Genomic DNA, 26,876 nt, shown 5'->3' with positions numbered 1-26,876 from the left:
GCTATAGGTCCATTCTCGACCGATCGGGCAGCGATCACGGTTTGCGGGGCAACCTGATAGCAATCGGTGAGTAAACCGTGTCCTGATGATCTCAGTCGGTGACATCCGCCGCCGACGGCGGGGCGGGCGCCGGATGCGGAACGACGTCCAGGACGGCCTTTTCGATGCGGTCTCGTAGCTGCGGGCTGTCGGCGTCGCCGAGATCGAGGCAGAACGCGTCGACCACGGCCGAACCCATCGTGACCACCTTGGCCCACCGCACGTTCGCCCCGGTCGCGGCGAAGGCACCCGCCAGCCTGCTGAGCAGGCCGACCCGGTCCTCGGCACGCAGTTCGAGGATGGCCTGACCGGGCGCGCCGCTCGTCGACCAGATCAGCCGCGGCACTGCCCGCGCGTAGCGGCCCGGCCCGGCGCCGACGGCCTCGGCCTCGCGTTTGGCCAGCACTTCGGGCAGATTCAGCGCGCCGGAGGTCGCGCGGATCAGCTCCTGCCGCAGCAGGCCCGCGTCGGGCGGGTCACCGAACTTCGGGGTCACGACGAAGGTGTTGATCGCCGAGTCTCCCGCCGCGCCGAGCGCGGCCGAGAGGACACGCAGGGAATGCAGGGCGAGCACGCCCGCCGCGTCGGAGAGCAGGCCGGGCTCGTCGGGGGCGATGACCGTCACCACGTAGGTGTGCTTGCCCTCACCCGGCGCGAGGGTGACGTGCACGCCACCGGCCCCGGCCTTGTCCAGCAGGGCGGGGTCGATCGGTTCCGGTTGCGGCAGCGGCTCCCCCGCCATGACCAGCTTGCAGCGGCGGACCAGGTCGCCGATCAGCGAGGCCTTCCAGTCGCCCCAGACGCCGGGGCCGGTGGCCATCGAGTCGGCCTCGGCCAGCGTGTGCAGCAGTTCGAGCAGGCCGACATCACCGTCGAGCGCGTCGGCGACCTGACGCACCGTCTCCGGGTCGGCCAGATCGCGGCGGGTCGCGGTGTCGGGCAGCAGCAGATGGTGGCGCACGATGGCGCTGAGGGTGCGTACATCCGAGGGCCACAGGCCGAGCCTGCGCCCGATGTGGGTGGCGAGTTCGGCGCCGACCACGCTGTGATCGCCCGCCCTGCCCTTGCCGATGTCGTGCAGCAGTGCGCCGAGGGTGAGCAGGTCGGGCCGGGCGACCCTGGTGCTCAGCGCGCCCGCGTAGGCGACGGTCTCCATCAGGTGCCGGTCGACGGTCCAGGTGTGCAGCGCGTCGCGGGGTGGCAGGTCGCGCACCGCGCCCCACTCGGGAAACAGCCTGCCCCACAGCCCGGTTCGATCGAGCGCCTCGACCGCATCGATGCTGCCGCGGCCCGCGCCCAGCAGCACGAGCAGATCGTTGAGCGCGTCCTTGGGCCACGGCTCGCGCAGTTCGGGCGACTCCTCGGACAGGCGGTTGAGCGTGGTCGCCGACATCGGCAGCCCGGTCTGCGCCGAGGCGGCGGCGACCCGCAGGATCAGGCCGGGATCGCGCTGTGGCCGCGCGTCCCTGGCCAGCACCACCTCGCCGGCGTGCTCGACCACCCCCTCATCGAGTGGTCGGCGCACCGGCATCCGGCGCAGGCGGGCCAGGCCGCGGCGCGGCAGCGCGTTGGCCGCGGTGCGCAGGCCGACGTCGGTCGAATAGCTCACCGTGCGGGCCGAATCGGTCAGCGTGCGGGCCAAGTCGAACCGGTCGCCGATGCGCAGCGCCGCGCCGATCTCGTCGGCGTCCTGGGCACGCAGCTGGTCGCGAGCGCGACCGGCGACCCGGTGCAGTTCGGTGCGCACGTCGAGGAGCCTGCGGTGCGCCTGCTTCAGGCCGCCGCCCGGCACCTCGGGGCCGAGGCCCGGCATGGCGTCGGTCAGCTGGGCGATGGCTAGCGCGTCGAGCAGCTGGATGTCGCGCAGACCGCCGCGGCCGTTCTTCAGGTCGGGTTCGGCGCGGTGGGCGATCTCGCCGCTGCGCTGCCAGCGGGCGTTGGTCTGGGCGATCAGGTCGTCGAAACGGGACCTGATGCCGGTCCGCCATTCCCGTCGCACCCCGCCGATGAGCAGGTTGGACAGGTCCTCGTCGCCGACGATGTGACGGGCCTCGAGCAGGCCGAGCGCGGCGATCATGTCGTCGGCGGCCACCCGCAGTGCCTGCGGCACCGTGCGCACGCTGTGATCGAGCTTGATGTGGGCGTCCCAGAGCGGGTACCAGAGCTTGTCGGCGATCTCCGACACCACGGCGGGGTCGACATCGTCGTGCAGCAGTACCAGATCCAGGTCGGAGTACGGCAGCATCTCCCGGCGGCCGAGGCCACCCACCGCGACGACGGCCAGGCCGCTGTCGGCGGTGATGCCCAGCTCGTTGCCCTTGCTGGTCAGCCAGAGTTCGAACAGGTCGACCAGCGCCGCGCGCAGGGATTCCGGATCGAGGCGCGGATTGCGGGTCCCCGCCCCGTCGAGCAGCTGCGCCCTGGCCTTGACCAGGTCGGCCGCCCCGTTGTGCTGAATACCGCCGTTCTGTTGTGCCACAGTCCCACCGCCATTCATGCGGGCGGCCCCGCCCCGACCGGTCGTGCCGGTGGGAGCGGGGCCGCCGCTCGATCGATATCCGTGCGTTGCTGCCGAATTACAGTGCGTCGCTTCCGCGTTCGCCGGTGCGGACGCGAATGATGGTGTCCACCGGGGTCACCCACACCTTGCCGTCACCGATCTTTCCGGTGCGCGAGGCCTCGACGATCACCTCGACGACCTTCTCGACCGACGCATCGTCGACGACGACCTCGACCCGGACCTTCGGAACGAAGTCCACCGAGTACTCCGCACCGCGGTAGACCTCGGTGTGGCCCTTCTGGCGGCCGTAACCCTGGACCTCGCTGACGGTCATGCCGAGCACGCCTGCCTGTTCCAGCCCGGTTTTCACATCTTCGAGCGTGAACGGTTTGACGATTGCCGTAACCAGTTTCATGTTCGTCATGCCTCCTTGACGAGCGAGCGTGCCGTGCCACCCACAGCAGTGAAATCGTATGCGGTTTCCGCGTGCTCGGACTCGTCCAGACCCGCCGACTCGGACTCTTCGCTCGCGCGCAGGCCGATGGTGAACTTGATCGCGTAGGCGATGACGGCCGTCACGACGAGCGAGTAGGCCAGGACGGCGAAGGCACCGACAGCCTGCAGCTTCAACTGCTCGACTCCACCACCGTAGAACAGACCATCGACAGCCGCGGGAGCTTCGGCCGTGGCGACGAGGCCGACCATCAGGGTGCCGACCAGACCACCGACGAGGTGGACGCCGACGACGTCGAGCGAGTCGTCGAAACCGAAGCGGAACTTCAAGCCGACGGCCAGGGCGCACAGCGCGCCGGAGACGATGCCGATGGCCAGCGCGCCGACCACGTTCACCGACGAACACGCCGGGGTGATGGCGACCAGACCGGCGACGATGCCCGAGGCCGCGCCCAGGGAGGTCGGGTGACCGTCACGCAGACGCTCCACGAGCAGCCAGGCGAGCATGGCGGCCGCGGTGGCGATGGTGGTGGTGAGGAAGGTGGCACCGGCGATGCCGTTGGCGCCGACCGCCGAGCCCGCGTTGAAGCCGTACCAGCCGAACCACAGCAGACCGGCGCCGAGCATCACGAACGGCAGGTTGTGCGGACGGAACGGAGTCTTCGGCCAGCCCTTTCGCTTGCCGAGGACCACGGCGAGGACCAGACCTGCGACACCGGCGTTGATGTGGACCGCGGTACCGCCCGCGAAGTCGATCGCCTTGATACCGGAGGCGATCCAGCCACCGTTCTCGGCGGTGACGCCGTCGAAGGCGAAGACCCAGTGCGCGACGGGGAAGTAGACGACGGTGACCCAAATTCCGGCAAACAGGAGCCACGATCCGAACTTCAGGCGGTCGGCGACCGCGCCCGAGATGAGTGCGACGGTGATGATCGCGAACATGAGCTGGAAGGCGACGAACACCGACAGCGGGATGGTGCCCGCGAGCGGAATGCCCGCAGGCGCCTCCGGGTCGGTGGTGGCCAGATACTGACCGCCGAACACGCCCTTCAGGCCGAAGTACTGCAGCGGGTCACCGAGGAAGTTGCCCTTGTCCTCGCCGAATGCCACCGAGAAGCCGTAGAGACACCACAGGATGGTGACCAGGCCCATCGCCGAGATGCTCATCATGATCATGTTCAGGACGTTCTTGCCACGGACCATACCGCCGTAGAAAAACGCCAAGCCCGGCGTCATCAGCAGCACGAGTGCTGATGCGGTCAGCAACCATGCGGTGTCACCGGCGTCGGGTGCGCCGATTACGGGAAATGCCACCTTGTGTTCCTCCTCATCTCGGGCCCTGCCGATGACGGCAAAAGGACCTGTACAGAGGGTCGCCACTCGGTGTTTCATCCGTTGAGCAGTGGTGTTTCACCTGAGTGAACGGATTGCGCTGTTGTGTTGCTTCCACGTTTCGTGCGTTTGTCCACCACCTGCGGGCTCACGGTGAGGCCGGTATGAGTGTGCGGTTCACCCGGGGTTCGCGGCGGGAGGCTGATGCGGCGTTTCCCCTGGAAAAAGCACTGCCCGCCCGATCGCTGGGATCGGGCGGGCAGCAGGGGAACGCTAGGAGGTGGTGCCGAGCAGGGCGTCGACGAAGGCGCCGGGCTCGAACGGCGCCAGATCGTCGGCGCCCTCACCCAGTCCGACGAGCTTCACCGGAACACCGAGCTCGTGCTGCACCTGGAACACGATGCCACCCTTGGCGGTGCCGTCCAGCTTGGTCAGCACAACGCCGGTGATGTCCACGACGTCGGCGAACACCCTGGCCTGCATCAGCCCGTTCTGGCCGACGGTGGAGTCGAGGACGAGCAGGACCTCGTCGACCTCGGCCTTCTTCTCGACGACCCGCTTGACCTTGCCCAGCTCGTCCATCAGGCCGGTCTTGGTGTGCAGGCGACCCGCGGTGTCGACGAGGACGGCGTCGACGCCGCGATCGATGCCCGCGGTGACCGCGTCGAACGCGACGGCGGCCGGGTCGGCTGCCTCCTTACCGCGCACGGTCTCCGCACCGACCCGTTCGCCCCAGGTCTGCAGCTGATCGGCGGCGGCGGCGCGGAAGGTGTCGGCGGCGCCGAGCAGCACCCGGCGGCCGTCGGCGACGAGGACGCGGGCCAGCTTGCCGGTGGTGGTGGTCTTGCCGGTGCCGTTCACGCCGACGACCAGCAGGATCGCCGGGTGATCGGCGTGCGGCAACGCGTGGATCGACCGGTCCAGCTCGGGGCGCAGCGCCTCGATCAGCACGTCACGCAGGGTGGCGCGGGCCTGTTCGGGGGTGCGCACGCTGCGCGTGGCCATCTCCTCGCGCAGGCGTTGGACGATCTTCGCGGTGCTCGCGGTGCCGATATCGGCCAGGACCAGGGTGTCCTCGATCTCCTCCCACGAGTCCTCGTCGAGGTCACCGCCGCCGAGCAGGCCGAGCAGGCTCTTGCCGACGGCGTTCTGCGAGCGAGACAGGCGGCCACGCAGGCGGACCAGCCTGCCCGAGGTGGGGTCGATCTCTTCGATGGCGGCGGCGACGGCGTCGACCTCCGCGGGCGCGGTCTCGACGGGCGCTTCGGCGGGTGCCGATTCCGTGACAGGCGCGGACTCTGCCGGCACTTCCTCGACCGGGGCGGTGTCGGCGGGTGTGATCTCGGTGGGCGGGGCGGTGGTATCGAGCGTGCTGAGGTCGTCGGGGACCACCACGTCCTCGGTGACCCGCACGTCGGTCTCGGGCAGCGGGACGTCGGTGATGCTGCGCCGTGGCGCGTCGCGCGGGACGGCCGCATCGTCACCGACGTGCGGCTGCCCCTCGGTATCGGTCCGCTCGGGCGCCGGTTCGGGGCGCGGCAGCGTGGCCGCCCCGCCCTGTTTGAAGTTGAATCCCCCGGACGCGGTGTAGCCACCGGACTTGTCCGTCAACTCCTTGTCCGGCTCGGGCGGCGCCAGGGAGATCTGGCGCCGCTTGTACAGGACGAAACCCGCGACGAGCGCCACCAACAGCACGGCGGCGATCGCGGCGATCAGGATCCACGCTTGCGAACTCACCCGGCCGAGTCTATTCGGGCGGCCGATCGTCCCACGTCGGCGGCGTCGGCGCGGCGGGTCGGTAGCTGGGGAAAGGGCCCGTCGGCTCGCCGGGGAATCACTACAGATTCGTTGTCCTGCGGAACTTCTGGCGCTCGCCCCATAGGATCGGCGGCGTGACCGATCGAAACGTGCTTGGGGGGCCGCTGGAAGAGTGCGGCACCGATCCTCTCACGGGCTTCTACCGGGACGGCTGCTGCAGCACCGGTCCGGAGGATCTCGGCAGCCACACCGTGTGCACCGTCGTGACGGCGGAATTCCTGGAGCATCAGGCATCCATCGGCAACGACCTCAGCACTCCGCGTCCGGAGAACAACTTCCCCGGCCTGCAGCCGGGCGACCGCTGGTGTGTGGTGGCGGTGCGCTGGTTGCACGCGCACGAGGACGGGGTCGCCGCACCGGTGGTGCTGGCCGCGACACACGAGAACGCCCTGGAGGTCATCTCCATGGACATTCTGCGCAAGTACGCCGTGGACGTCCCGGACGACGTCAGCGACCTGTTGTAGGGGTCGACGACAGCTCCTCGCGAGGCGGGTGAGCGTGGCGCCGTCGGTGAGCCTTCTGGCGGCAGGCCGGGGAGCAGTAGCGAGCGGGTCTGCCGGTGGTGGACCGGTGAACGGGTCCGGCGCAGACGGGGCAGCGCGGTGGCGAGGTTTCGTCACGTCCACGGGTTTCGTCACGGTCAGCTTTCGCGGATTCCGTTACGCGTGACGGTCGGGTTCGCAACGCATCGAGGATGCGGACGACGGCCGGAGCCAAGGGATCGCCGGCGCGCCGATGTCGTTGGATCGCAACGCATCCGGTGAAGATGTCGAGGACTTCGGTGATGGTGACATCGGGGCGGACCGCGCCCTGACGCTGGGCTGCGGTGAGCAGTGCGCCGAGGGCACGGTGGAAGCGGTTGCCCGCGCCGCGCAGGAGGGCGCGCGGCCAGCCGTCGTCGGATTGCACCAGGTCGCAGAGGTCTTTGTTGCCGGGCGTCGTGGTGATGACATGGGTGCAGAGGGCGAAGAAGGCCGCACCGGGGTCAGGGTCGGCGAGGTGATCGGCGGCCAGCGCTGCCAGGCGGTCGACCCGCTGTTGCATCACCGCTTCCAACAGGTCGGTTTTCGTGGGGAAATGCCGGTGGACGGTGCCCGCGCCGACACCGGCGCGGCGGGCGACCTCGGCCAGCGAGACGGTGGTCCCCCGCTCGGCGAGCGCGCGTTGCGCCGCGGCGAGGACGAGGGCGCGGTTTCGCCGGGCGTCCGCTCTGATCGCGGGTTCCACGCCGTTGTCGACGGTCATTTCGTTACGCCTTCCCTGCACTACGCCTGGCCAACCGGGTCGAACCGTCCGTACCGTCCGGAATACGGGTCGCCCGACCCGATTGTAGGGAACGAAACGGAGCTCATCCGCAATGTCATCAGCACATCCCGTTCTGATCACCGGCGCGACCGGCAAACAGGGCGGCGTCACCGCCAGGAAACTGCTCGCCGACGGTCATCCGGTACGCGCCCTCGTCCGCGATCCCGCCACTGCGGCGGCCCGGGCTCTGGTCGACGCGGGCGCCGACCTGGCGACAGGCGATTTCGACGACCCTGCCTCGCTGCGTGCTGCGGCGACCGGCGCGCGTGCCGTATTCCTCATTCCCCCAGCCGATTACGGACCCAGCGGCTGGACAGCGGGCCTGGAGGCTCAGCGTGGCATCGCGATGGTCGACGCGGCAGGCGCGGCAGGCGTCGAGCAGATCGTCTTCTCCGGCATCGCCACCATGGGCGCGGCCGACTCGTGGGGTCAGGAGGGCAAGCGGCAGATCGAGGACGCGATCGTCGCCTCGGGCCTGCGCTATACGCTGCTTCGCCCGGTGCGCTTCATGGAGAACTACCTGTTGCAGGGTTCCCCTGTCGACGGGGTCCGCGTTGGCGGCGAGCACCCGCACCTGTTCCCGGCCGATCGGCCACTGCAGATGATCGCCCTCGACGACATCGGCGCGTTCGCCGCGCTCGCCTTCGCCGACCCCGAGGGCTGGCACGGCCGCGCCCTGGAACTGGCGAGTGACGCGATCACCCCTGTCGACGCCGCGGCCGCCATCAGCGCGGCCACCGGCCGCCCGGTCCACTACCGCGAAGTCACCGAAGCCGAAGCCGAGGCGATCGGGCCGCAGCTCGGCAACACCTGGCGCCTGATCCGCGAGACCGGCGGCTGGCACGCCGACCTGCCCGCCCTGCGACAGCTGTATCCCCAGCTCACGCGACTGCCCGAGTGGCTGACCCGTGGCGGCGCCGAGAAGATCCTGGCCCGCCTCGACGAGCCGGCACCGGCTGTCTGACCTCCGATCCGCCCTCCGAGCGTGTCGCACCGCTGTGCCGGGTGGACCCGCCGGGCGATCCGCCGCGCCGCCCGCCGCACCGCACGACCCGGTCGGCGGGCAGCGACGGTGGTGTCGGTATCCCGCCAGCGACCGGTGCGGCCGCTTCCTACCGTCGGTCGGTGTGAATGCTGAATCTGTCGCCACGATGCCCACCGGCACGGCGCTGCGTGGCTCCCTCGTGCTGTTCATGTCGCTGGCCGCGGCCCTGGGGACCGCGGCCCTCTACCCGTTGCAGCCCGCGATCGCGGCGGTCGCGGACTCCGTCGGCGCGTCGATCGCCGCCGTCGGATTCGCGCTGGCCTGTGGGCCGGTCGGGTACCTGGTCGGGCTCGGTCTCCTTGTTCCGCTGGCCGACCGCTACTCGCCCGCGCGGCTGTTCGCGATCCAATTCGGGGTGCTGTCGGTGGCGTCGGCGGCGTGCGCGGCGGTCGACAGCGCGTGGCAACTGGGGCTGGTGATCGGGGTCGTCGGCGCGTGTTCGGCGGTGGGCGCCGGTCTCAGTTCGGTGGCGGGCCGGCTCGCGCCAGCGCGGCGGCGCGCGACGATCCTCGGCATCGTCACCGCGGGGATCTCCGCCGGGATCCTGGCCGGGCGCATCGTCGGTGGGTGGCTCACCGACGAGATCGGCTGGCGCGGAATGCAACTCGCGGTCGCCGGTGCCTGCGCGTGCGTCGCGCTCGGTTGCCTGGCTGTGCTGCCGACCAACCGGGGCACGACCGACCGCGGCTACCTCGCGACGCTGCGTTCCCTCCCCGGCCTGTTGACGCACCACGCCACGCTGCGGATCGCGGCGATCCGCGGCGCGCTGTGGTTCTTCGCGTTCTGCGCGGTGTGGAGCGGACTCGCGGTCGCGCTCGCCGAGCCGCCGTTGTCGTACTCGGCGGAACGGATCGGCCTGTACGCCCTGGCCGGGCTCTCGGGCATCGCGGCGACGCGGATCGCGGGCGCGTGGACCGATCGGGTCGGCCCGCGGCGGGTCATCCTGGTCGGCCTCGCCCTGGCCGGGTCCGCCGCGATCGTCGTCGGCGGCATGCTCACCAGCACCGTGGGGACGCTGGTCTGCCTCGTGCTGTTCGACGCCGGTCTCTTCGCCGCCCAGGTCGCGAATCAAAGCACCGTGCTCGCCATCGACGCGGCGTCGCCCGCTCGCTTCAACAGCGTCTACATGCTGGTGTACTTCGTGGGCGGCAGCCTCGGCACCGCCATCGGGGCCGCCGCGGTCGCGTGGTTCGGCTGGACCGCGACCGCCATGATCGCGGCACTGTCCATCGGAGTCGCGGCGATCCTGGTGACGACCACATCCGGTGACTCGGCTCCGGCCGAGCACAGCAGGCACCCTGAGTGACGATCTCGTGCTCAGGTGAGTTCGGGCCGCCGCATGCGCGTGGGGCGTTCGGTGCGGGCGTGGACGCGGCAGCGCGGGGTCATGCTGCACGCGCGCGGTGCCGGGGTCGGTGCGCCCCCGGCGCCGCGCGAATCCCGGTCTACCCGGCGCCGGTGGGCCGCACCGCGCGGCTCAGTTCAGTGCGCCGTCGTAGTCCGGGAACTTGAAGGTGCGCTCGGCATGCCCGCCCGACAGGTCCGTCGGGCTGTTGCCGATATTGGCGACGATCGTGTAGCCCTTGCTCTCGATGTCGGCCCGGCTCGCGGTCTTGTACTCGGCCAGACCGGCATTGCCCGCCGACAGCGTGGTCGGCGCGCTGCCGTACAGCGCGTCGACCGGATAGCCGACCGAGGTCAGATTCGCCTGCGAGTAGGCGTTGACCAGGGCGGGCCTGCCGGTGACGAAGATGATCGCGGCGCCGTTCTGCTTCGCCCAGGTCGCCAGGCCGAGCACCGGCTGGATCGCCGGGATGATCAGGCCGGTGTTGTAGGAGGTCTCCAGCGTGGTGTTGTCGATGTCGAAGACGATCGCGGGCCGGGTCGCGCCGGGCAGCCGACCGGCGAGATAGGTCTTCGCCTCGGCCACGACGGGGGTGATCTCGCCGATCCACTGCGCGTACGGCGGCAACTCGGACTTGTTGCCCGACAGCGAGGACGAGCCGCCACCGGACAGGGACGACGACCCGGTGTCGGCGCCCGCGGCGGGCAGTGGAGCGAGGAGCGCGGCCGCGACACCGGCGACGAGCGATGCGGTAAGACGTTTCATCTATCGCACGCTAACAGCGGACCGAGCCAATGAAACGTATCGCAGTTTCACAATCCCGCACAGTGGGACTGCTACGCGGGCGCGCCCACCGGATCGGCATCGGCCACCTCGGCCCGGTTCAACCGCTGCGAGATCACCTGGGTGATGCCGTCACCACGCATGCTCACGCCGTAGAGCGCGTCGGCGATCTCCATGGTCGGCTTCTGGTGCGTGATGACGATCAGCTGGCTCTTCTCCCGCAGCTGCTCGAACAACCCGATGAGCCTGCGCAGGTTGGTGTCGTCCAGCGCCGCCTCGACCTCGTCCATCACATAGAACGGGGACGGCCTTGCCCGGAAGATACTGACCAGCAACGCGACCGCGGTCAGCGACTTCTCGCCACCGGAAAGCAAAGACAGCCGCTTGACCTTCTTGCCCGGCGGCCTGGCCTCCACCTCGATACCGGTGGTGAGCATGTCGGAGGGGTCGGTGAGCACCAGCCTGCCCTCGCCACCGGGGAACAGCTTGGCGAAGACGCCGACGAATTCGCGCTCCACGTCGGCGTAGGCCTCGGTGAACACCTGCAGGATGCGGGCGTCGACCTCGGCGACCACATCGAGGAGGTCCTTGCGCGCGTTCTTGACGTCCTCGAGCTGGGTGGCGAGGAAGTTGTAGCGTTCCTCGAGCGCCGCGAACTCTTCCAGCGCAAGGGGATTCACCTTGCCCAGGGTGGTGAGGTCCTTCTCGGCGCGTTTGGCGCGGCGCTCCTGGGATGCCCGGTCGTAGGGCATCGGCTGCGGCGCGCTGACCTGCTCGCCGCGCTCCTTGGCGTCCTCGTACTCCTGTAGTTCCAGCGCCGAGGGCGGCAGCGGGACATCGGGTCCGTATTCGGCGACGAGATCGGCCAGGGCGATGCCGAACTGTTCGGAGATGGTGGTCTCGAGCTGTTCGATGCGCAGGGCCGCTTGGGCTTTGGCGACCTCGTCGCGGTGCACGGCGTCGGTGAGCTGGGCCAGCTGGGTGGTCAGCGCCCGCGCCCGTTCCTTCACCTGTTCCAGCGCGGCGGCGCATTCCCCGCGCCGCCGGACCAGCTCGTCCCTGCGCGCCGCGGCGGCGGCCACGACCTGCTCGAGCTCGTGCGCGATCTTGGCGCCGGACTCCGCGACGGCGGCGGCCACGCCGGCGGCCTGGCGGCGGGCGGCCTGCGCGCGTTCGGCGCGGGCCCTTGCCTCGCGTTCGGCGCGGGCGGCCCGGCGCAGCGAATCCGCTTTGCCGCGTACCGATTCCGCGCGTTCCTCGGCGGTACGCACGGCCAGGCGGGCTTCGACCTCCATGGTGCGGGCCTCGGCGAGCGCGGCGGCGGCTTCCTCGCGTTCGCGGCCCGCGGACTCGGTGCCCGCGGCGCCGTAGCTGTCGTCGTCGCCGTCGTGTTCCATCTCGGCGTGCCGCAGCCGGTCCTCGAGTTCGGCGAGGGAGGCCAGGGACTTCTCCCGCGCGGATTCGGCTTCGGCGCGCTGGGCGGCGTGCCGCTCGCCCTCGGTCTGCGCCGCGCGGGCGGTCTGGCCGACGCGGGCCAGCCGGTCGTAGATCGCCAGCAGCGCCTGATCGGATTCGTGCAGCGCCATCAGGGCGTGGTCGGCGGCGTCCTTGCGGTCGGTCTGCTCGGCCAGCGCACCGGCCAGCGCCGCTTCCAGTTCCTCGGCCCTGCGCTGGGCGGCCACCAATTCGGCCGTGGCGGTGTCGATCTCAGCCTGCACCTCGAGCTGGCTCGGCATCCGCTCCGAGCCGCCGACGATCCAGCCCGAACCGGCCAGATCGCCGTCGCGGGTGACCACGCGCAGTTCGGGACGCAGCGCGACGAGCTCGGAGGCGGTGGCCAGATCGTCGACGACGACAACGCCCGCGGTGAGCGCGGCGAGGGCGGGACGCACCGGTTCGGCGCCGTCGACGACCTCGGCGAGCCAGCGCGCGCCGGCGGGCAGGGTGCCACGCTCGGCGGGGACCAGCCCGGCGGTGGCGAAGACGAAGGCGACCCGGCCGCCGTCCCCGGAACGCAGCTCGCGGACGGCCGCGTCGGCGGCGGTGGAGGTGTCGGCGGTGATCGCGTCGGCAAGCGGGCCGAGCAGCGCGGCGACCGCGGCCTCGAAGCCGCCCTCGACGCGCAACTGCGCCGACAGCCGGTCACCGAGCCCGCTCACGCCGTGTTCGAGCAGCCAGGCCGCGCCGTCCTTGCGGGCCAGGTTCATCCCGAGCGCTTCGATGCGGGCGCCGAGCCGGGCGACCAGCTTGCTCGCCTCGCGGTCCTGTTCACGCAGTTCGCGCACGCGCTCGTCGGCCAGTTCCAAGGCGGCGACGGCGTGTTCGTGCTGGGCGTCGAGCCCCTTCTCTCCCGCGTCGAGTTCACCGAGTTCGTCCTGCACCGAGTCGTATTCGACCTGGGCGGCCTCGCCGCGGTGGCGGGCGTCGGCGATCGCGACCGACAGGCGGGCGATCTCGGCGTCGACCGATTGGGCCCTGGTGCGCAGGTTCTCGACCTGACCGGAGAGCCGGGCCAGGCCTTCGCGGCGGTCGGCGATGGCGCGCACGGCGGCCAGATGTGCCTGCTCGGCGGCCTTGGCCGCGTACTCGCGATCGGCGAGGGCCTCACGGGCGGCTTCGAGGGTTTCGGTGGCCATCTCCACCGCGTAGCGCAGTTCGGCTTCCTCGGCCTCGATCCGGTCGGCCTCGGCCTCGAGCTGGTCGGGATCACGGCCGGTGCCGACGGGTGCCTCGGTGTGCAGGTGCCTGGCCCGGTCACCGGCGATGCGGATGGTGGCATTGACCCGCTCGGCCAGCGCCGAGAGCTGGAACCAGGTCTGCGCGGCCGCCTCGGCGCTGGGGCTCAGCCGTGACAGCTGGAACTCCTGCTGGGCGAGTGCGGCATTGGCGGCGTCGAGCTCGGACTGCACGGTGATCTGCTGCTCGCGGGCGTAGGCCTCCTTGCTGAGCTGGGACTCCAGCTCGTGGCGGCGGGTGACCAGGTCGTCGGCGGCCAGCCGCAGCCGCGCGTCGCGCAGGTCGGCCTGCACGGTCTGCGCGCGCCGCGCCACCTCGGCCTGCCTGCCGAGCGGCTTGAGCTGGCGGCGCAGTTCGGTGGTGAGGTCGGTGAGCCGGGCGAGGTTGGCCTGCATCGCGTCGAGCTTGCGGACCGCCTTCTCCTTGCGCCTGCGGTGCTTGAGCACACCCGCGGCCTCTTCGACGAACGCGCGCCGATCCTCCGGCCGGGACTCCAGAATCGCCGAGAGCTGGCCCTGACCGACGATGACGTGCATCTCGCGCCCGATACCGGAGTCCGACAGCAATTCCTGCACATCCATCAGCCGGCAGCTGCTGCCGTTGATCTCGTACTCGCCCGCGCCGTCGCGGAACATCCGCCGGGTGATCGACACCTCGGCATAGTCGATCGGCAGCGCGCCGTCGGAATTGTCGATCGTCAGCGTCACCTCGGCGCGCCCGAGCGCCGCGCGCCCGGTCGTGCCGGCGAAGATGACGTCCTGCATCTTGCCGCCCCGCAACGCCTTGGCACCCTGCTCACCCATCACCCAGGTGAGGGCGTCGACGACGTTCGATTTACCGGATCCGTTCGGCCCGACGACGCAGGTGATCCCCGGTTCGAAGCGCAGCGTGGTCGCGGACGCGAAGGACTTGAACCCCTTCAACGTCAGGCTCTTCAGGTGCAAGGCTGGCCCGCCTCTCCGGGATTCAGGCCAGACCTAGGTGCGAGAGGATTGAGACACGCGGCCGGCGGTGGTGGCATCGAGCCGGATAGCCGGTACCCGACGAATTACCCATGTGCTCGCGTGAGCTTACCCGCCGCTACCGGCCGTTCAGTGTCGGTGCGGGCGATCCGGGTTGTGCGGGTCCATGTGCTGGGCGTGCTTCATCTGCCGCTGGAGCTGGCGAAGGTGGGTCTGGGTGCCCGGCGTCGCTTCCCAGCCGGTGATCACACGGAACAGCAGGACAGCGCCCCACGGGCCGATGACCCACATGGGCCAGAAGTACGTGAGCTCGCCCGCGGTGAGCGAGATCAGACCCCAGATGACCAGCACGATCACGCTGACGCCGAGCCAGCTGCCCGCCTCGATGCGCTGCCAGACCGGGATGCGCTTGCCGGGTGTGCGCTCGGCGGGTGCGGTGGCCTGTTTCGTCAGCGGTGGCAGGTCGGACAGGACGACCGCGAGCTCGTCGCGCGTGGTGGTCGCGTAGACCTTGGCGACGCGCTGGTCGTACTCGGCCAGGTCGAGGCGCCCGTCGGCCAAATGGGTGCCCAGCTGGGTGACGATCGCGTTGCGCTCGGCATCGGACGCGCGTGTGCCGGGGGTGATGTCCATGCCGACATCCTCTCGTTCACCAACCACAGTGGAGTATTGGTTCCAGCCTCCACCCTCCACTGTGTAATGTCAACCCGCGTGCGGCGGATCAGAGGATGGCGAAGGCCACCACGAGACCGAGCGCGAAGTGCGCGGCGGCGACCACGAGCACCTCGGGGGTGTAGGTCTCGGCGTGCAGCGTGCGGCCGATGTCGATGCCGGTGACCTTCTCGATCACCCGCACCGAGATCACCTGCGCCACGATGCCGACCAGGCCGTAGACGACCGCGGCGATCAGCCCTTCCGAGAGCTTGTTGACCCCGCCGGTGGCCAGCACGGCGAACACGACGATGAACGCCATGCTCACCATGCCCGCGGCGGACACGATCAGCGCGTTGGGCTTGCCCGCGACGACCAGGTCGCGCAGCTTGCCCGGCGTGGTCAGGTCGATGGCGAAGAAGCCGATCAGCATCAGCGCCAGGCCGATCAGGCAGTACAGGATGATGGCGCCGACGCCTTCACCGAGCGCGCTCCAATAACCCGATTCCAGGGCGAGGGCGGTCATCGTGGTCCTTTCGAACAAGGGTGGGTTGTCACGGGTCAGTCGACGATGCGGTGCGGGACGAACGCGGCACCGTCATCGGTGATCAGGCCTGCCGTCTCGCGGATACCGAGGCCCGCCGCCGTGTCACCGACGACCCAGGCGCCCAGCACCGGGCGCATGCCGTCGAATTCCGGGAGCGGGTCGAGCAATTGGTAGACGAAGCCCTCGGCGCCGTAGACGCCGCCGGTCGCGGTCTCCATGCCCGGACCGACGATGGTCATGTTGGCGCCCTCGCGGCCGAGCTTGGGTTTGCGGATGTATTCGGTGAGCTCGTGCGGGCTGTCGAGGTAGGCGGGCAACAGGTTCGGGTGGCCGGGGTACATCTCCCACAGGACGGCGAGCAGCGCCTTGTTGCTGAGCAGCGTCGTCCACAGCGGTTCGATCCAGGCGGTGGCGGGCAGGCTCTCGACCACGCGCTTGCCGAAGTCGTCGTCGAGGATCCACTCCCACGGATACAGCTTGAAGACCGATTCGATCGGCGCCTCGGCCAGATCGACGAACCGGTGCAGCTCGGTGTCGTAACCGATCTCCTCGATCGGCAGCGCGACCGTGTCGAAGCCCGCCTCGGCCGCCGTCTCCTGCATGTAGGCGGTGGTCACGTTGTCCTCGCCGGTGGCGTCCGCGCCCGACCAGGTGAAGTGCAGCTCGGTGCCTGGCAGCACGGCGCGCAGCCCGGTCCAGCGTTCCACCAGCTTCTCGTGCAGCGAATTCCATTGGTCGCCACCGGGATACACCTGCTGCAACCAGTGCCACTGGATGATCGCGGCCTCGAGCAGCGAGGTCGGGGTGTCGGCGTTGTACTCGAGCAGCTTGGCCGGACGGCGCGCGTCGTAGCGCAGATCGAAGCGCCCGTACACGTACGGGTCACTGCGGCGCCAGGATTCGGCGATCGGCCCCCAGCTCCATTCCGGCAGACCGAAATCGGCGTAGCGCTCGGTGAGCACCACGTGCTCGGCGGCGTGCAGGCACATCGACTGCAGCAGTTCCACATCGGCTTCCAGCGCGAGGATCTCGTCCATCGAGAACTCGTAGTGCACCGATTCGTCCCAGTACGGTCGCGGCTGCCCGCTGGCATCGCGGCCGGGCGCGCCGTAGACCAGGCCCTGACTCTCGATGATCTGCTGCCAGCCCGGTCGCGGCGTACTCACCACCCGCCGCACTAGGACCCGCTCCCGCCGGTCGACTTGCTGCCGAGCCCGCCGCGCTGGATCGTGGTGCCGCTCTTGGTGGTGATGGTCGCGTTGCGCGGTTTCACCGAGCTGCCGCCGACCGGCGGTTTGCCGATGGTGGGCGTGCCGCCGTAGTGGTACCGGTACTGCGGCCAGCCGAGCAGGATCAGGCTGCCACCGCCGCCGTGACTGGTGTCGCTGCGGAAGTTGGACTTGCCCTCGCCGCAATTGTCGTCCGGGACGACGACCTCGTTGCCGTTCTGATCGATCTGCACGCAGGAGGCGGTCACCTGGTCCGGCGCGGTGACCGCCCGGTAGGCCAGGTAGCCACCGCCGACCAGCGCGGCGACACCGACGACGGCGACGCCGCCGATCATCACGCGTTTCCTGGTGCGCCGCTTGGCTTCCGCGGCCTCGGCCGCCGCGCGCTGGGCCTGCTCGGCCTGCTTGCGCGCCTTGTCGCGGGCCCGTGCCTCGCCGACCGTCGGCGGGCGCGGCTGGGTCACACCGGGTTCCTGCCTGGCCATCCGGCCCGGCCTCGGGGACTCGCCCTCGGGTTCCGGCGCGCCGGGCGGCTGCTGCGGCATCGGCGGCCAGCCCGCACCGGGATCCGGTGGCTGCCACGGCGACTGCCCGGAGCCACCGTTCGGGGGCTGCTCAGGTTGATCGGGCGGACCAGGGTTCTGTGTGCTCACCGCTGCCGCCCCCTAGCCCCCGAAGTCACCACTAGCGCTCCTCGAATCCCGTCATGTCGCCCCGCGCGGGCTCCCAGCTTTCCACAACCAGGTCGACCCGGCCAGGTGCATGGCCGGACCGTAGCAGTTCCAGCAGCTTCTCGTCCGCCGTTCGCGGCCCTTCGGCGACAACGTGCACCCGGCCGTCACTGTGGTTGCGGGCGAAGCCGGTGAGCCCGAGTTCCAGTGCGCGCGAGCGGGTCCACCAGCGGAAACCCACCCCCTGCACCATCCCGTGCACCCAGGCGCTCAACCGCACCGTCTCGCTCATGCGTCGATGTCGAAGTTCAACGTCACCTTGGTGCCCGCCTTGAGGGTACGGCCCACGGTGCACACCTTGTCGACGGCGCGCTGCACGGTGACCAGTAGTCGCTCACGCGCGGCCTCGTCCAGCTCGGACAGATCCAGTTCGACGACCTCGTCGATCTGCGGGTACAGCTCGTTCTCCCGGTCGGCGTCGCCGGAGACCCGGATGGTGGCGTCGAAGTCGTCGCCGAGGCGGCGCGAGAGCGGCAGGTCGGAGCTGAGGCCGGTGCAGGCGGCGAGGGCGATCTTGAGCAGCTCACCGGGGGTGAACGCGCCTTCGACGCCCTGCGAGGCGATCAGGACCTCCGCGCCGCGATTGCTGCGCCCGGTGTAGGCCCTGGTTCCGGTGCGCTCGACCCACAGTTCGGTCGGTGCGGTGGTCACGGGTGCGTTCTGCTCAGCCATAGCCTGATCCTGCCATTCGCGTCGAAGACGATTCACGCCTGGGAACGTCTACACCCAGGACGGCATTCCGGCGGAGTGACCCGGGGCACGCTCACTCCTGGAAGCGGTACCCCATGCCCGCCTCGGTCAGCAGGTGCCGCGGGTTGGCCGGGTCGTCCTCGAGTTTGCGCCGCAGCTGGGCGAGATAGACCCGCAGGTAGTGGGTCTCGGTGGCATAGGCGGGACCCCACACCTCACGCAGGAGTTCCTTGCGCCCCACCAGCTTTCCGCGATTGCGCACCAGCATCTCGAGCATCCCCCACTCGGTGGGCGTCAGATGCACGGATTCGCCCTGCTTGGTGACCTTCTTGGCGACCAGGTCGACCGTGAACGAGTCGGTGACCACCACCGGGTCGACGCTGTCGACATCGGTCGCCCCGCGCCGGACCGCCGCGCGCAGCCGGGCCAGCAGCTCGTCCATGCCGAACGGTTTGGTGACGTAGTCGTCGGCGCCCGCGTCGAGCGCTTCGACCTTGTCGGCGGAATCGGTGCGCGCCGAGAGCACCAGCACCGGCGCGGAGGTCCAGCCGCGCAGCCCGGCGAGGACCTCGATGCCGTCCATATCGGGCAGACCCAGATCGAGAACGATGACATCGGGGTGCTTCTCGGCGGCGGCGCGCAAGGCGGCCGCACCGTTGCCCGCGGTGATCACCTCGTACCCACGCACCGACAGGTTGATTCGCAAGGCCCGCACGATCTGTGGCTCGTCGTCGACCACCAGCACCTTGGTGGCGGCAGGAGCCTGACTTTTGTCCGTCATCACCGTTCCTGGGTTGTGGCCGGGCGTACCGGCCCGATCTGGGGCGACTGTTGATGCGGTCATCGGTCAGTCTCGTCGGATTCGGTCGCACTGTCATCGTCTGTGGTCGGCGCGGCGCTGGTGCCCGACGGCAGGTCGACGAGAATCGTCAGACCGCCGCCGGGAGTCGGTTCGGCGTGCACCGTGCCGGCCATCGCTTCGACGAAGCCGCGTACCACCGACAGGCCGAGGCCGACGCCGGTCGTGTTGTCACGGTCGCCGAGCCGCTGGAACGGTTCGAACAGCTGCTCCTCGGTGCCCGCGGGAACTCCGGGTCCGACATCGACGACAGCGATCGACACGCGGTCACCGTCGTGCTCGGCAGTGACCCGCACCGGTGTCTCGCGCCCGGAATGCCGCAGGGCGTTGTCGATCAGGTTGGCCAGCACGCGTTCGAGCAGGCCGCTGTCGGCGAGCACCGAGACCTCCCCGACCTCGACCTTCACCCGGTCCATCGCCGCCCGGCGCAGCCCGCGGGTACCCATGCCGACACTGACCAGCGCACGATGCACCGCTTCATCCATGTAGACCTGCCGCAACTGCGGCGTGACGACGCCGACGGCCAGGCGCGAGGAGTCGAGCAGATTGCCGACCAGCGCCGTCAGCTGGTCGACCGACTCCTCGATCGCCTCCAGCAGCTCACCGGTGTCCTCGGGCGAGAACTCGATGTCGTCGCTGCGCAGGCTGGACACGGCCGCTTTCGCACCGGCCAGCGGTGTACGCAGATCGTGGCTGACCGCCGACAGCAGCGCCCGGCGGAGCCGATCGGCTTCCAGCAGCGCCGCCGCCGCACTGGCCTCCTCGGCCAGCCTCGCCTGCCGGACCAGCCCGACCGCCTGATTGGCGACCGCGTTGAGCACCGGCCGATCGGTGGAGTCGATCGACCGGCCCGCCAGCAGCAGGTGGCTCTGCGCGTCACCCGCCTCGATGACGGTCTCGGCCTCCGACGGCCGCAGCGGCGGCTCCGGCCCCACCGCGGCGACGATCTGGTCGCCGCACTGCACACTCACCGCGCGCTGCCCGTAGGTCTCGCGAACCTGCTCGAGCAGCTTCGACAGGTCGGCGCCGTGCAGCACCGAGCCGGCGAACATGGTCAGCAGCTCCGCTTCGCGGGAGGCCTTGCGCGCCTGCACCGTCCGCTTGGCCGCCACGTCGACCAGGGCCGCGACGGCGACGGCGACGATGAGCAGCACGACCACGGTGACGAAGTTGTCCGGCTCGGCGATGGTGAAGCTGTAGCGCGGCGCGGTGAAGTACCAGTTCAGCAGCAACCCCGACAGCAGCGCCGACAGCCCGGCGGGGACCACGCCGCCGAACAGCGCCACCGCGACGACGCCGACGAAGAACATGGCGCTGAGCCCGCCCAGCTTCAGCCAGCCGTCGAGGAAGAGCCCGCAAATCACGCTCACCAGCACCGGAACGACGATCGCGGCCAGCCACGCGGTGACCGGCCGGCGCGGCCGCAACCAATGCCTACGCACCCCGCGGTTGGCTTCCTCGTGGGTCACCATGTGCACGTCGATCTTCCCGGACCGCTGCACCACGGTGGACCCGATGCCCTCGTCGAGCATCCTGGCCCACCGCGACCGCCGCGAGGTGCCGAGCACCAGCTGGGTGGCGTTGACTTCGCGCGCGAACTCGAGCAGCGCGGTGGGCACGTCGTCACCGGTGACGGTGTGCAACGACGCGTCGAGACCGGCGGCGAGTTCGCGCAGCTTGGCCATCCGCTCGGTCGACACCCCGGCCAGCCCGTCGCCGCGCACCACGTGCACCACGACGAGATCGGCGCTGGACTTCGACGCGATCCGCCCCGCCCGGCGCACGACCGTCTCCGATTCCGGGCCGCCGGTCACCGCGACGACCACCCGCTCGCGGGCCTCCCACAGCTCGGTGATCTTGTGGTCGGCCCGGTATCTGGCGAGCGCGGCGTCGACCTGATCGGCCAGCCACAGCAGCGCGAGTTCACGCAGCGCGGTCAGATTGCCGGGGCGGAAGTAGTTGCGCAGCGCCGCGTCGACCTTGTCGGCGGCGTAGACATTGCCGTGCGAGAGCCTGCGCCGCAACGCCTCCGGCGTGAGGTCGACCAGCTCCACCTGGTCGGCCGCACGGACGACGGCATCGGGCACGGTCTCGCGCTGCTCGATGCCGGTGATCTGCTGGACCACGTCGTTGAGGCTCTCGAGGTGCTGCACGTTGACCGTCGAGATGACGTCGATGCCCGCGTCGAGCAACTGCTCCACGTCCTGCCAGCGCTTCTCGTGCACGCTGCCCGGCGCGTTGGTGTGCGCCAGCTCGTCGACGAGCACCACCGCCGGCTTGCGAGCCAGCACGGCGTCGACGTCGAGTTCGGGCAGCTCGGTCCCCCGGTACTCGATCAGTTTCGTCGGAATCCGCTCGATGCCGTCGAGCAGTTCGGCGGTCTTCTTCCGGCCGTGCGTCTCCACGAGGGCCGCGACCACATCGCGGCCGCGTTCCAGCCGCCGATGCGCTTCGCCGAGCATGGCGTAGGTCTTGCCGACGCCCGGCGCCGCACCGAGGTAGATGCGCAGCTGTCCGCGTTTCACCTGTCCATCATCGCGTGCCGGCGCTCCGGAGCCTGCGGGCGCACCGGCAACACACCGACGGTCACCATCGGCGCGTGTGAAGTATTGAGCCTGCCGAGCACCCGGATCAGCAGCAGCGATGCGACGAATCCGAAGATCACCGCAAGAGTCACCACAGACACCGCGATCTCACTTTCCATGAGCAAGGGACCGGCGGCGCCCGCCGGTGCACACCTTTGTATCCGCGCGAATATCGCCTGATCTCGATCTTTACGGAGTGTTGACGGCTATCCGGCCCGCCTTGACGGCATCCTCACACCCGCCACCGGGCATCGCGTCAACATTCCGCAAAGGCCGTGCCGCCCGGCGCTAAGGAGTCGTAAGGAATCCACGCCGAGGCCTGATCCGGCGTTTCACTCACCTAGGCGCTTCACCTCGGAGCGCAAGGAGGTTGGAAATGTCTGTCGTGGTGTTCACGGTGCTCACCGTGGCGATCTTCGCGCTGCTGGGCGTGATCCAGCGGGGAGTGGAGAAGCTGTGATCGCGAACCTTGTCGGTCTGGTTCTGGCCGTCCTCGTCGCCGTGTACATGGTCGCGGCGCTGCTCTTCCCCGAGAGGTTCTAGGTGAACACGACTACGGCGGGGATCGTCTTCGTGGCGGCCCTGGTCATCACGCTGGCCCTGGTGCATGTGCCGCTCGGCGACTACATGTACCGGGTCTACAGCAGTGACAAGCACTCCCGGGCCGAGCGGCTGATCTACCGCGCCATCGGCGCGAAACCCGAGGTCGAACAAACCTGGCCGGTCTACGCCCGCAGTGTGCTGGCGTTCTCGGCGGTCGGCATCCTGTTCCTCTTCTTTTCCCAGCTGGTGCAGGGCGCGCTGCCGCTGCACCTGAACGACCCCGGCACCGAGATGACCCCGGCGCTGGCATGGAACACCGCGGTCAGCTTCGTCACCAACACGAACTGGCAGAACTACTCCGGTGAGTCGACCCAGGGTCATCTGGTGCAGATGGCCGGTCTGGCGGTGCAGAACTTCGTCTCCGCGGCCGTCGGCATGGCGGTGGCGGTGGCGCTGGTGCGCGGCTTCGCCCGCCGCCACACCGGTGAGCTCGGCAACTTCTGGGTCGACCTGGTGCGCGGCACCCTGCGCATCCTGCTGCCGATCGCGTTCGTCTTCGCGATCATCCTGGTCGCGGGCGGTGTCATCCAGAACTTCCACCTGCACGATCAGGTCGCCCAGACCATCGGCGGCGCGGAGCAGACTCTGACCGGCGGACCCGTTGCCAGCCAGGAGGTCATCAAGGAACTCGGCACCAACGGCGGCGGCTTCTACAACGCCAACTCCGCGCATCCGTTCGAGAACGCGAGCACCTGGACGAACTTCCTGGAGATCTTCCTGCTGATGGTGATCGCCTTCTCGCTGCCGCGCACGTTCGGCCGGATGGTAGGCAGCACCAAGCAGGGGTACGCGATCGTGGCGGTGATGGGCACGATCGCACTGACCAGCATCGCGCTGACCAACCTGTTCCAGCTGCAGCACCACGGCACCGTGCCGACCGCGATCGGCGCGTCCATGGAGGGCGTGGAAACCCGCTTCGGCGTCGCCGATTCGGCGACCTTCGCCGGCGCGACCACGCTCACCTCGACCGGTGCGGTGAACTCGTTCCACGATTCCTACACCAGTCTCGGCGGCCTGATGACGATGTTCAACATGCAGCTGGGCGAGGTGGCGCCCGGCGGTGTCGGCTCCGGCCTGTACGGCATGCTGATCCTCGCCGTCATCACGGTCTTCGTGGCGGGCCTGATGGTCGGCCGCACCCCGGAGTACCTCGGCAAGAAGATCACGCCGCGCGAAATCAAGCTGGCCGCTTCCTATTTCCTGGTGAGCCCGCTGATCGTGCTGATCGGCACCGCGATCGCGATGGCGCTGCCCGGCCAGCGGGCGAGCATGCTCAACAGCGGCCCGCACGGACTCTCGGAAGTGCTGTACGCCTTCACCTCCGCGGCCAACAACAACGGTTCCGCCTTCGCCGGACTCACCGGCAACACCGAGTGGTTCAATACCGCGCTCGGCCTGGCGATGGTGTTCGGCCGGTTCCTGCCGATCATCTTCGTCCTGGCCCTGGCCGGTTCACTGGCCCAGCAGGGCACCACTCCCGCCTCGATCGGCACGCTGCCGACGCACCGGCCGCAGTTCGTCGGCATGGTCGTCGGCGTGACGGTGATCCTGGTCGCGCTCACCTTCCTGCCCGCCCTCGCGCTCGGGCCGCTCGCCGAAGGAATCCACTGAGATGACAAGTCCCACCCTCGAAACACCGGCCGCGCCGCGGCCCGAGCACCGCACCAAGGGCGTTCAGAAGGGCGTCCTCGATCCGAAGCTGCTGCTCACTTCGCTGCCCGGCGCCCTGCGCAAACTCGATCCGCGCACGCTGTGGAAGAACCCCGTGATGCTGATCGTGGAGATCGGCGCGGTGTGGTCGACCATCCTCGCGATCGCCGATCCGAGCTTCTTCGCCTGGGCGATCGTGGTGTGGCTGTGGCTGACCGTGGTGTTCGCCAACCTGGCCGAGGCCGTCGCCGAAGGGCGTGGCAAAGCCCAGGCCGACACCCTGCGAAAGGCCAAGACCGACACCGTCGCTCGCCGCTTGGCCGACTGGACTCCCGGCGGCCGCATCATCGAGGAAAGGGTCGCCGCGACCGAACTGCGCCGCGGTGACCACGTCGTCGTCGAGGCAGGCCAGGTCATCCCCGGTGACGGCGATGTCGTCGAAGGCATCGCCTCGGTGGACGAATCGGCCATCACCGGCGAATCCGCCCCGGTCATCCGCGAATCCGGCGGCGACCGGTCGGCCGTCACCGGCGGCACCACCGTGCTCTCGGACCGGATCGTCGTCAAGATCACCCAGGAGCCCGGCGCCAGCTTCATCGACAAGATGATCGCGCTCGTCGAGGGCGCCAGCCGCCAGAAGACACCGAACGAGATCGCGCTCAACATCCTGCTGGCCGCGCTCACGATCATCTTCGTCTTCGCGGTCACCACGCTGCAGCCCCTCGCGATCTTCGCCAAGTCGAACAACCCCGGCGTGCCGGACACTTCGGCGCTGGACGCGCACGGCATCACCGGCATCGTGATGGTCTCGCTGCTGGTCTGCCTCATCCCGACCACCATCGGCGCGCTGCTCTCGGCCATCGGCATCGCAGGCATGGACCGCCTCGTGCAGCGCAATGTGCTGGCCATGTCGGGTCGCGCGGTGGAAGCCGCCGGTGATGTGAACACGCTGCTGCTCGACAAGACCGGCACCATCACCCTCGGCAACCGGCAGGCGGCCGAATTCGTCCCGATGCCAGGCATTCTCGACGACGAGCTCGCCGATGCCGCGCAGCTGTCGAGCCTGGCCGACGAGACGCCGGAGGGGCGGTCGATCGTCGTGTTCGCCAAGCAGACGTTCAACAAGCGGGAACGTTCCGCGGGCGAGCTGCCCGGTGCCACCTGGGTGGAGTTCACCGCGCAGACCCGCATGTCGGGTGTCACCCTCGCCGACGGGCACCAGCTGCGCAAGGGGGCAGCGGGTGCGGTGATCGACTGGGTTCGGGCCCAGGGCGGTTCGGTCCCCGGCGATGCCACGGCGATCGTCGACGGCATCTCGGCCTCGGGCGGCACGCCGCTGATGGTCGGCGAGGTCAAGGACGGCACCCCGCGGCTGCTCGGCGTCATCCATCTCAAGGACGTCGTCAAACAGGGCATGCGGGAACGCTTCGACGAGATGCGCCGCATGGGCATCCGCACGGTGATGATCACCGGCGACAACCCGTTGACCGCCAAGGCGATCGCCGACGAAGCGGGCGTGGACGACTTCCTCGCCGAGGCGACGCCGGAGGACAAGCTCGCCCTGATCAAGTCCGAACAGGACGGCGGCCGCCTGGTCGCCATGACCGGTGACGGCACCAACGACGCCCCCGCCCTGGCCCAGGCCGACGTGGGCGTGGCGATGAACACCGGCACCTCGGCCGCCAAAGAGGCGGGCAATATGGTCGATCTGGATTCGGACCCGACCAAGCTGATCGAGATCGTCGAGATCGGCAAGCAACTGCTGATCACCCGTGGCGCGCTCACCACGTTCTCCATCGCCAACGACATCGCCAAGTACTTCGCGATCATTCCCGCGTTGTTCGTCGCGCTGTTCCCCGGCCTGGACGCGCTCAACATCATGCGCCTGGCCAGCCCGCAGTCGGCGATCCTGTCGGCGGTCATCTTCAACGCGATCATCATCGTGGCGCTCATCCCGCTGGCGCTGCGCGGTGTCAACTACCGGCCGAGCAATGCCTCGAAGCTGTTGAGCCGCAACCTGACGATCTACGGCCTGGGCGGCATCATCGCGCCGTTCCTCGGCATCAAGATCATCGACCTGCTCGTCCAACTCCTCCCCGGGATGTCCTGAAATGCGTATGTCAACCTGGATCCGCCAGCACCTGGCCGCCCTGCGCGCCCTGCTCGTGCTGACGGTGATCACCGGAATCGTGTACCCCGTCGCGGTTTTCGCGGTCGCGCAACTGCCCGGACTGAACGACAAGGCCGACGGCTCGCTCCTCGAGCGCGACGGAAAGCTGGTGGGCTCCAGCCTGATCGGGCAGTCGTTCACCGACGCCGACGGCGAGGCCATGGTGCAGTACTTCCAGAGCCGCCCGTCGGCCGCGGGCGACGGCTACGACCCACTGTCCACCGCGGCGAGCAACCTGGGCCCGGAGGACATCGTCGACAGCGCCGCCCGTACCGGCCTGCTCACCACCGTGTGCACCCGCTCCAAGGAGGTCGGCGACCGTGAGGGGGTCGACGGCGCCCGCCAGTTCTGCACGAAAGACGGTGTGGGCGCGGTTCTCTCGGTGATCGGGCCACGCGATGCCGACGGCGACGTGTCCCGGCCGGTGCAGGTGGTCAGCGTCAACGAGCTCTGTCCGGCGCAGCCGTTCCTCGCCACGTTCCGCGGCGTCGCCGTGGAGTGCGCGCAGGAGGGCCAGGACTACTCGACCGGCCGGATCATCCCGATCCTCGGTGACGCCCCCGCCGACGCCGCGGTGCCGGCCGACGCGGTCACGGCCAGCGGCAGCGGCCTCGACCCGCACATCTCCCCCGAGTACGCGGCCATCCAGGTCGAGCGGGTGGCGAAGGCGCGCGGCATCACCGCGGACCAGGTTCGCGCGGTGCTGGACGCGCACACCGACGGGCGCACGCTCGGTTTCCTCGGTGAGCCGCGGGTGAACGTTCTCGAGCTCAATCTCGCACTGGACGAACGCTTCCCGTTCCAGGGCTGAGTTCTGCGATCGGGGCCGGATCCCACGGATCC

General features: G+C 69.6%; 24 protein-coding genes. 8 read left to right on the top strand and 16 right to left on the bottom strand.

The window, feature by feature from the left end; all coding sequences use genetic code 11:
* Nucleotides 1–91: 91 nt before the first annotated feature.
* The 4 genes from ACFWF2_RS04815 to ftsY form a co-directional block, all read right to left on the bottom strand.
* Nucleotides 92–2,536, bottom strand: a complete 2,445-nt coding sequence (locus ACFWF2_RS04815) for a [protein-PII] uridylyltransferase (RefSeq protein ID WP_379304651.1) — start codon at nt 2,534–2,536, stop codon at nt 92–94.
* 79 nt (nt 2,537–2,615) lie between these two features.
* The gene (locus tag ACFWF2_RS04810) at nt 2,616–2,954 is read right to left on the bottom strand and encodes a P-II family nitrogen regulator (protein ID WP_110036141.1); all 339 of its coding nucleotides are present in this window, start codon (nt 2,952–2,954) and stop codon (nt 2,616–2,618) included.
* A gap of 5 nt (nt 2,955–2,959) precedes the next feature.
* Entirely contained in the window at nt 2,960–4,306 is a 1,347-nt protein-coding gene (locus ACFWF2_RS04805; protein WP_379304649.1) for an ammonium transporter, read from the bottom strand.
* Nucleotides 4,307–4,597: 291 nt separating this feature from the next.
* The gene (gene ftsY, locus ACFWF2_RS04800; protein WP_379304647.1) at nt 4,598–6,061 is read right to left on the bottom strand and encodes a signal recognition particle-docking protein FtsY; all 1,464 of its coding nucleotides are present in this window, start codon (nt 6,059–6,061) and stop codon (nt 4,598–4,600) included.
* A 155-nt stretch (nt 6,062–6,216) separates the two neighbouring features.
* Between ftsY and ACFWF2_RS04795 the strand changes: the two genes are divergently transcribed.
* A complete protein-coding gene (locus tag ACFWF2_RS04795; RefSeq protein ID WP_019048221.1) occupies nt 6,217–6,606 on the top strand; it encodes a DUF2237 family protein in 390 nt (129 codons plus the stop codon).
* On the opposite strand, the gene ACFWF2_RS04790 is transcribed toward ACFWF2_RS04795, so the two are convergent.
* Entirely contained in the window at nt 6,590–7,387 is a 798-nt protein-coding gene (locus tag ACFWF2_RS04790; RefSeq protein ID WP_379304645.1) for a TetR/AcrR family transcriptional regulator, read from the bottom strand. The genes ACFWF2_RS04795 and ACFWF2_RS04790 overlap by 17 nt on opposite strands.
* 112 nt (nt 7,388–7,499) lie before the next feature.
* Here ACFWF2_RS04790 and ACFWF2_RS04785 point away from each other — a divergent pair, with 112 nt between their 5' ends.
* Both ACFWF2_RS04785 and ACFWF2_RS04780 read left to right on the top strand, forming a co-directional pair.
* Complete coding sequence (locus ACFWF2_RS04785) at nt 7,500–8,411, top strand: NmrA/HSCARG family protein (protein ID WP_379304643.1); 912 nt, start codon at nt 7,500–7,502, stop codon at nt 8,409–8,411.
* Nucleotides 8,412–8,574: 163 nt separating this feature from the next.
* On the top strand, nt 8,575–9,798 hold the full coding sequence (locus ACFWF2_RS04780; RefSeq protein WP_379304641.1) for an MFS transporter: 1,224 nt from the start codon (nt 8,575–8,577) through the stop codon (nt 9,796–9,798).
* Between the two features lie 171 nt (nt 9,799–9,969).
* Here the strand turns inward: ACFWF2_RS04780 and ACFWF2_RS04775 are convergent, their stop codons facing one another.
* The 11 genes from ACFWF2_RS04775 to ACFWF2_RS04725 all read right to left on the bottom strand — a co-directional run bounded on the left by ACFWF2_RS04775 (nt 9,970) and on the right by ACFWF2_RS04725 (nt 21,711).
* A complete protein-coding gene (locus ACFWF2_RS04775) occupies nt 9,970–10,602 on the bottom strand; it encodes an HAD family acid phosphatase (protein WP_379304639.1) in 633 nt (210 codons plus the stop codon).
* Nucleotides 10,603–10,673: 71 nt separating this feature from the next.
* Nucleotides 10,674–14,300 (bottom strand): chromosome segregation protein SMC, encoded by a 3,627-nt coding sequence (gene smc, locus ACFWF2_RS04770; protein WP_379304637.1) that lies wholly within the window; start codon nt 14,298–14,300, stop codon nt 10,674–10,676.
* 147 nt (nt 14,301–14,447) lie between these two features.
* On the bottom strand, nt 14,448–14,951 hold the full coding sequence (locus ACFWF2_RS04765; protein WP_379304635.1) for a DUF1707 domain-containing protein: 504 nt from the start codon (nt 14,949–14,951) through the stop codon (nt 14,448–14,450).
* 88 nt (nt 14,952–15,039) lie between these two features.
* On the bottom strand, nt 15,040–15,495 hold the full coding sequence (locus tag ACFWF2_RS04760; protein WP_280300482.1) for a DUF350 domain-containing protein: 456 nt from the start codon (nt 15,493–15,495) through the stop codon (nt 15,040–15,042).
* A 35-nt stretch (nt 15,496–15,530) separates the two neighbouring features.
* Nucleotides 15,531–16,694, bottom strand: a complete 1,164-nt coding sequence (locus ACFWF2_RS04755; protein ID WP_379304632.1) for a glutathionylspermidine synthase family protein — start codon at nt 16,692–16,694, stop codon at nt 15,531–15,533.
* Nucleotides 16,694–17,230 carry a hypothetical protein gene (locus tag ACFWF2_RS04750; protein WP_379304742.1) on the bottom strand — a complete coding sequence of 179 codons (537 nt, stop codon included), beginning with the start codon at nt 17,228–17,230 and terminating at the stop codon, nt 16,694–16,696. The genes ACFWF2_RS04755 and ACFWF2_RS04750 overlap by 1 nt, the downstream gene beginning before the upstream one ends.
* 199 nt (nt 17,231–17,429) lie before the next feature.
* Nucleotides 17,430–17,708, bottom strand: coding sequence for an acylphosphatase (locus tag ACFWF2_RS04745; protein ID WP_379304630.1), 279 nt, complete (start codon nt 17,706–17,708; stop codon nt 17,430–17,432).
* Nucleotides 17,705–18,148 (bottom strand): OsmC family protein, encoded by a 444-nt coding sequence (locus ACFWF2_RS04740; RefSeq protein ID WP_189024432.1) that lies wholly within the window; start codon nt 18,146–18,148, stop codon nt 17,705–17,707. Before ACFWF2_RS04740 ends, ACFWF2_RS04745 begins: the two co-directional genes overlap by 4 nt.
* Nucleotides 18,149–18,239: 91 nt before the next feature.
* Nucleotides 18,240–18,947 carry a response regulator gene (locus tag ACFWF2_RS04735; protein ID WP_379304628.1) on the bottom strand — a complete coding sequence of 236 codons (708 nt, stop codon included), beginning with the start codon at nt 18,945–18,947 and terminating at the stop codon, nt 18,240–18,242.
* A gap of 59 nt (nt 18,948–19,006) precedes the next feature.
* Complete coding sequence (locus ACFWF2_RS04730) at nt 19,007–21,550, bottom strand: ATP-binding protein (protein ID WP_379304626.1); 2,544 nt, start codon at nt 21,548–21,550, stop codon at nt 19,007–19,009.
* Nucleotides 21,547–21,711 carry a hypothetical protein gene (locus tag ACFWF2_RS04725; protein ID WP_189024436.1) on the bottom strand — a complete coding sequence of 55 codons (165 nt, stop codon included), beginning with the start codon at nt 21,709–21,711 and terminating at the stop codon, nt 21,547–21,549. The genes ACFWF2_RS04730 and ACFWF2_RS04725 overlap by 4 nt, the downstream gene beginning before the upstream one ends.
* Before the next feature lie 275 nt (nt 21,712–21,986).
* On the opposite strand from ACFWF2_RS04725, the gene ACFWF2_RS04720 reads away from it, so the two are divergent.
* From ACFWF2_RS04720 to ACFWF2_RS04700, 5 genes are read left to right on the top strand one after another with little or no spacing between them, the layout of a single operon-like run.
* Nucleotides 21,987–22,070 carry a potassium-transporting ATPase gene (locus ACFWF2_RS04720; RefSeq protein ID WP_110035904.1) on the top strand — a complete coding sequence of 28 codons (84 nt, stop codon included), beginning with the start codon at nt 21,987–21,989 and terminating at the stop codon, nt 22,068–22,070.
* A complete protein-coding gene (locus tag ACFWF2_RS04715; RefSeq protein WP_218719288.1) occupies nt 22,067–22,153 on the top strand; it encodes a potassium-transporting ATPase subunit F in 87 nt (28 codons plus the stop codon). Before ACFWF2_RS04720 ends, ACFWF2_RS04715 begins: the two co-directional genes overlap by 4 nt.
* Nucleotides 22,154–23,824 (top strand): potassium-transporting ATPase subunit KdpA, encoded by a 1,671-nt coding sequence (gene kdpA, locus ACFWF2_RS04710; RefSeq protein ID WP_379304624.1) that lies wholly within the window; start codon nt 22,154–22,156, stop codon nt 23,822–23,824. It begins immediately after the preceding gene.
* Between the two features lies 1 nt (nt 23,825).
* Nucleotides 23,826–25,973: a potassium-transporting ATPase subunit KdpB gene (gene kdpB, locus ACFWF2_RS04705; protein ID WP_379304622.1), complete on the top strand. Its 2,148-nt coding sequence runs from the start codon at nt 23,826–23,828 to the stop codon at nt 25,971–25,973.
* A gap of 1 nt (nt 25,974) precedes the next feature.
* Nucleotides 25,975–26,844 (top strand): potassium-transporting ATPase subunit C, encoded by an 870-nt coding sequence (locus ACFWF2_RS04700; protein ID WP_379304620.1) that lies wholly within the window; start codon nt 25,975–25,977, stop codon nt 26,842–26,844.
* Nucleotides 26,845–26,876 lie beyond the last annotated feature (32 nt).

Origin of the sequence: Nocardia sp. NPDC060259, assembly GCF_042728775.1 — a bacterium.
GTDB lineage: Bacteria > Actinomycetota > Actinomycetes > Mycobacteriales > Mycobacteriaceae > Nocardia.
The sequence above is the reverse complement of the archived record's forward strand: the minus strand, read 5'-3'. Positions and strand labels throughout refer to the sequence as shown.

Excerpts from the sequence above, each read along its gene's own strand:
- ACFWF2_RS04790 (WP_379304645.1), bottom strand. The coding sequence starts at position 7,387 with ATGACCGTCGACAACGGCGTGGAACCCGCGATCAGAGCGGACGCCCGG.
- ACFWF2_RS04785 (WP_379304643.1), top strand. The coding sequence starts at position 7,500 with ATGTCATCAGCACATCCCGTTCTGATCACCGGCGCGACCGGCAAACAG.
- kdpB (WP_379304622.1), top strand. The coding sequence starts at position 23,826 with ATGACAAGTCCCACCCTCGAAACACCGGCCGCGCCGCGGCCCGAGCAC.
- ACFWF2_RS04815 (WP_379304651.1), bottom strand. The coding sequence starts at position 2,536 with ATGAATGGCGGTGGGACTGTGGCACAACAGAACGGCGGTATTCAGCAC.
- ACFWF2_RS04765 (WP_379304635.1), bottom strand. The coding sequence starts at position 14,951 with ATGGACATCACCCCCGGCACACGCGCGTCCGATGCCGAGCGCAACGCG.
- ACFWF2_RS04745 (WP_379304630.1), bottom strand. The coding sequence starts at position 17,708 with ATGAGCGAGACGGTGCGGTTGAGCGCCTGGGTGCACGGGATGGTGCAG.
- ACFWF2_RS04775 (WP_379304639.1), bottom strand. The coding sequence starts at position 10,602 with ATGAAACGTCTTACCGCATCGCTCGTCGCCGGTGTCGCGGCCGCGCTC.
- ACFWF2_RS04750 (WP_379304742.1), bottom strand. The coding sequence starts at position 17,230 with ATGGCCAGGCAGGAACCCGGTGTGACCCAGCCGCGCCCGCCGACGGTC.
- ACFWF2_RS04810 (WP_110036141.1), bottom strand. The coding sequence starts at position 2,954 with ATGAAACTGGTTACGGCAATCGTCAAACCGTTCACGCTCGAAGATGTG.
- ACFWF2_RS04735 (WP_379304628.1), bottom strand. The coding sequence starts at position 18,947 with ATGACGGACAAAAGTCAGGCTCCTGCCGCCACCAAGGTGCTGGTGGTC.
- ACFWF2_RS04720 (WP_110035904.1), top strand. The coding sequence starts at position 21,987 with ATGTCTGTCGTGGTGTTCACGGTGCTCACCGTGGCGATCTTCGCGCTG.
- ACFWF2_RS04740 (WP_189024432.1), bottom strand. The coding sequence starts at position 18,148 with ATGGCTGAGCAGAACGCACCCGTGACCACCGCACCGACCGAACTGTGG.
- ACFWF2_RS04700 (WP_379304620.1), top strand. The coding sequence starts at position 25,975 with ATGCGTATGTCAACCTGGATCCGCCAGCACCTGGCCGCCCTGCGCGCC.
- ACFWF2_RS04760 (WP_280300482.1), bottom strand. The coding sequence starts at position 15,495 with ATGACCGCCCTCGCCCTGGAATCGGGTTATTGGAGCGCGCTCGGTGAA.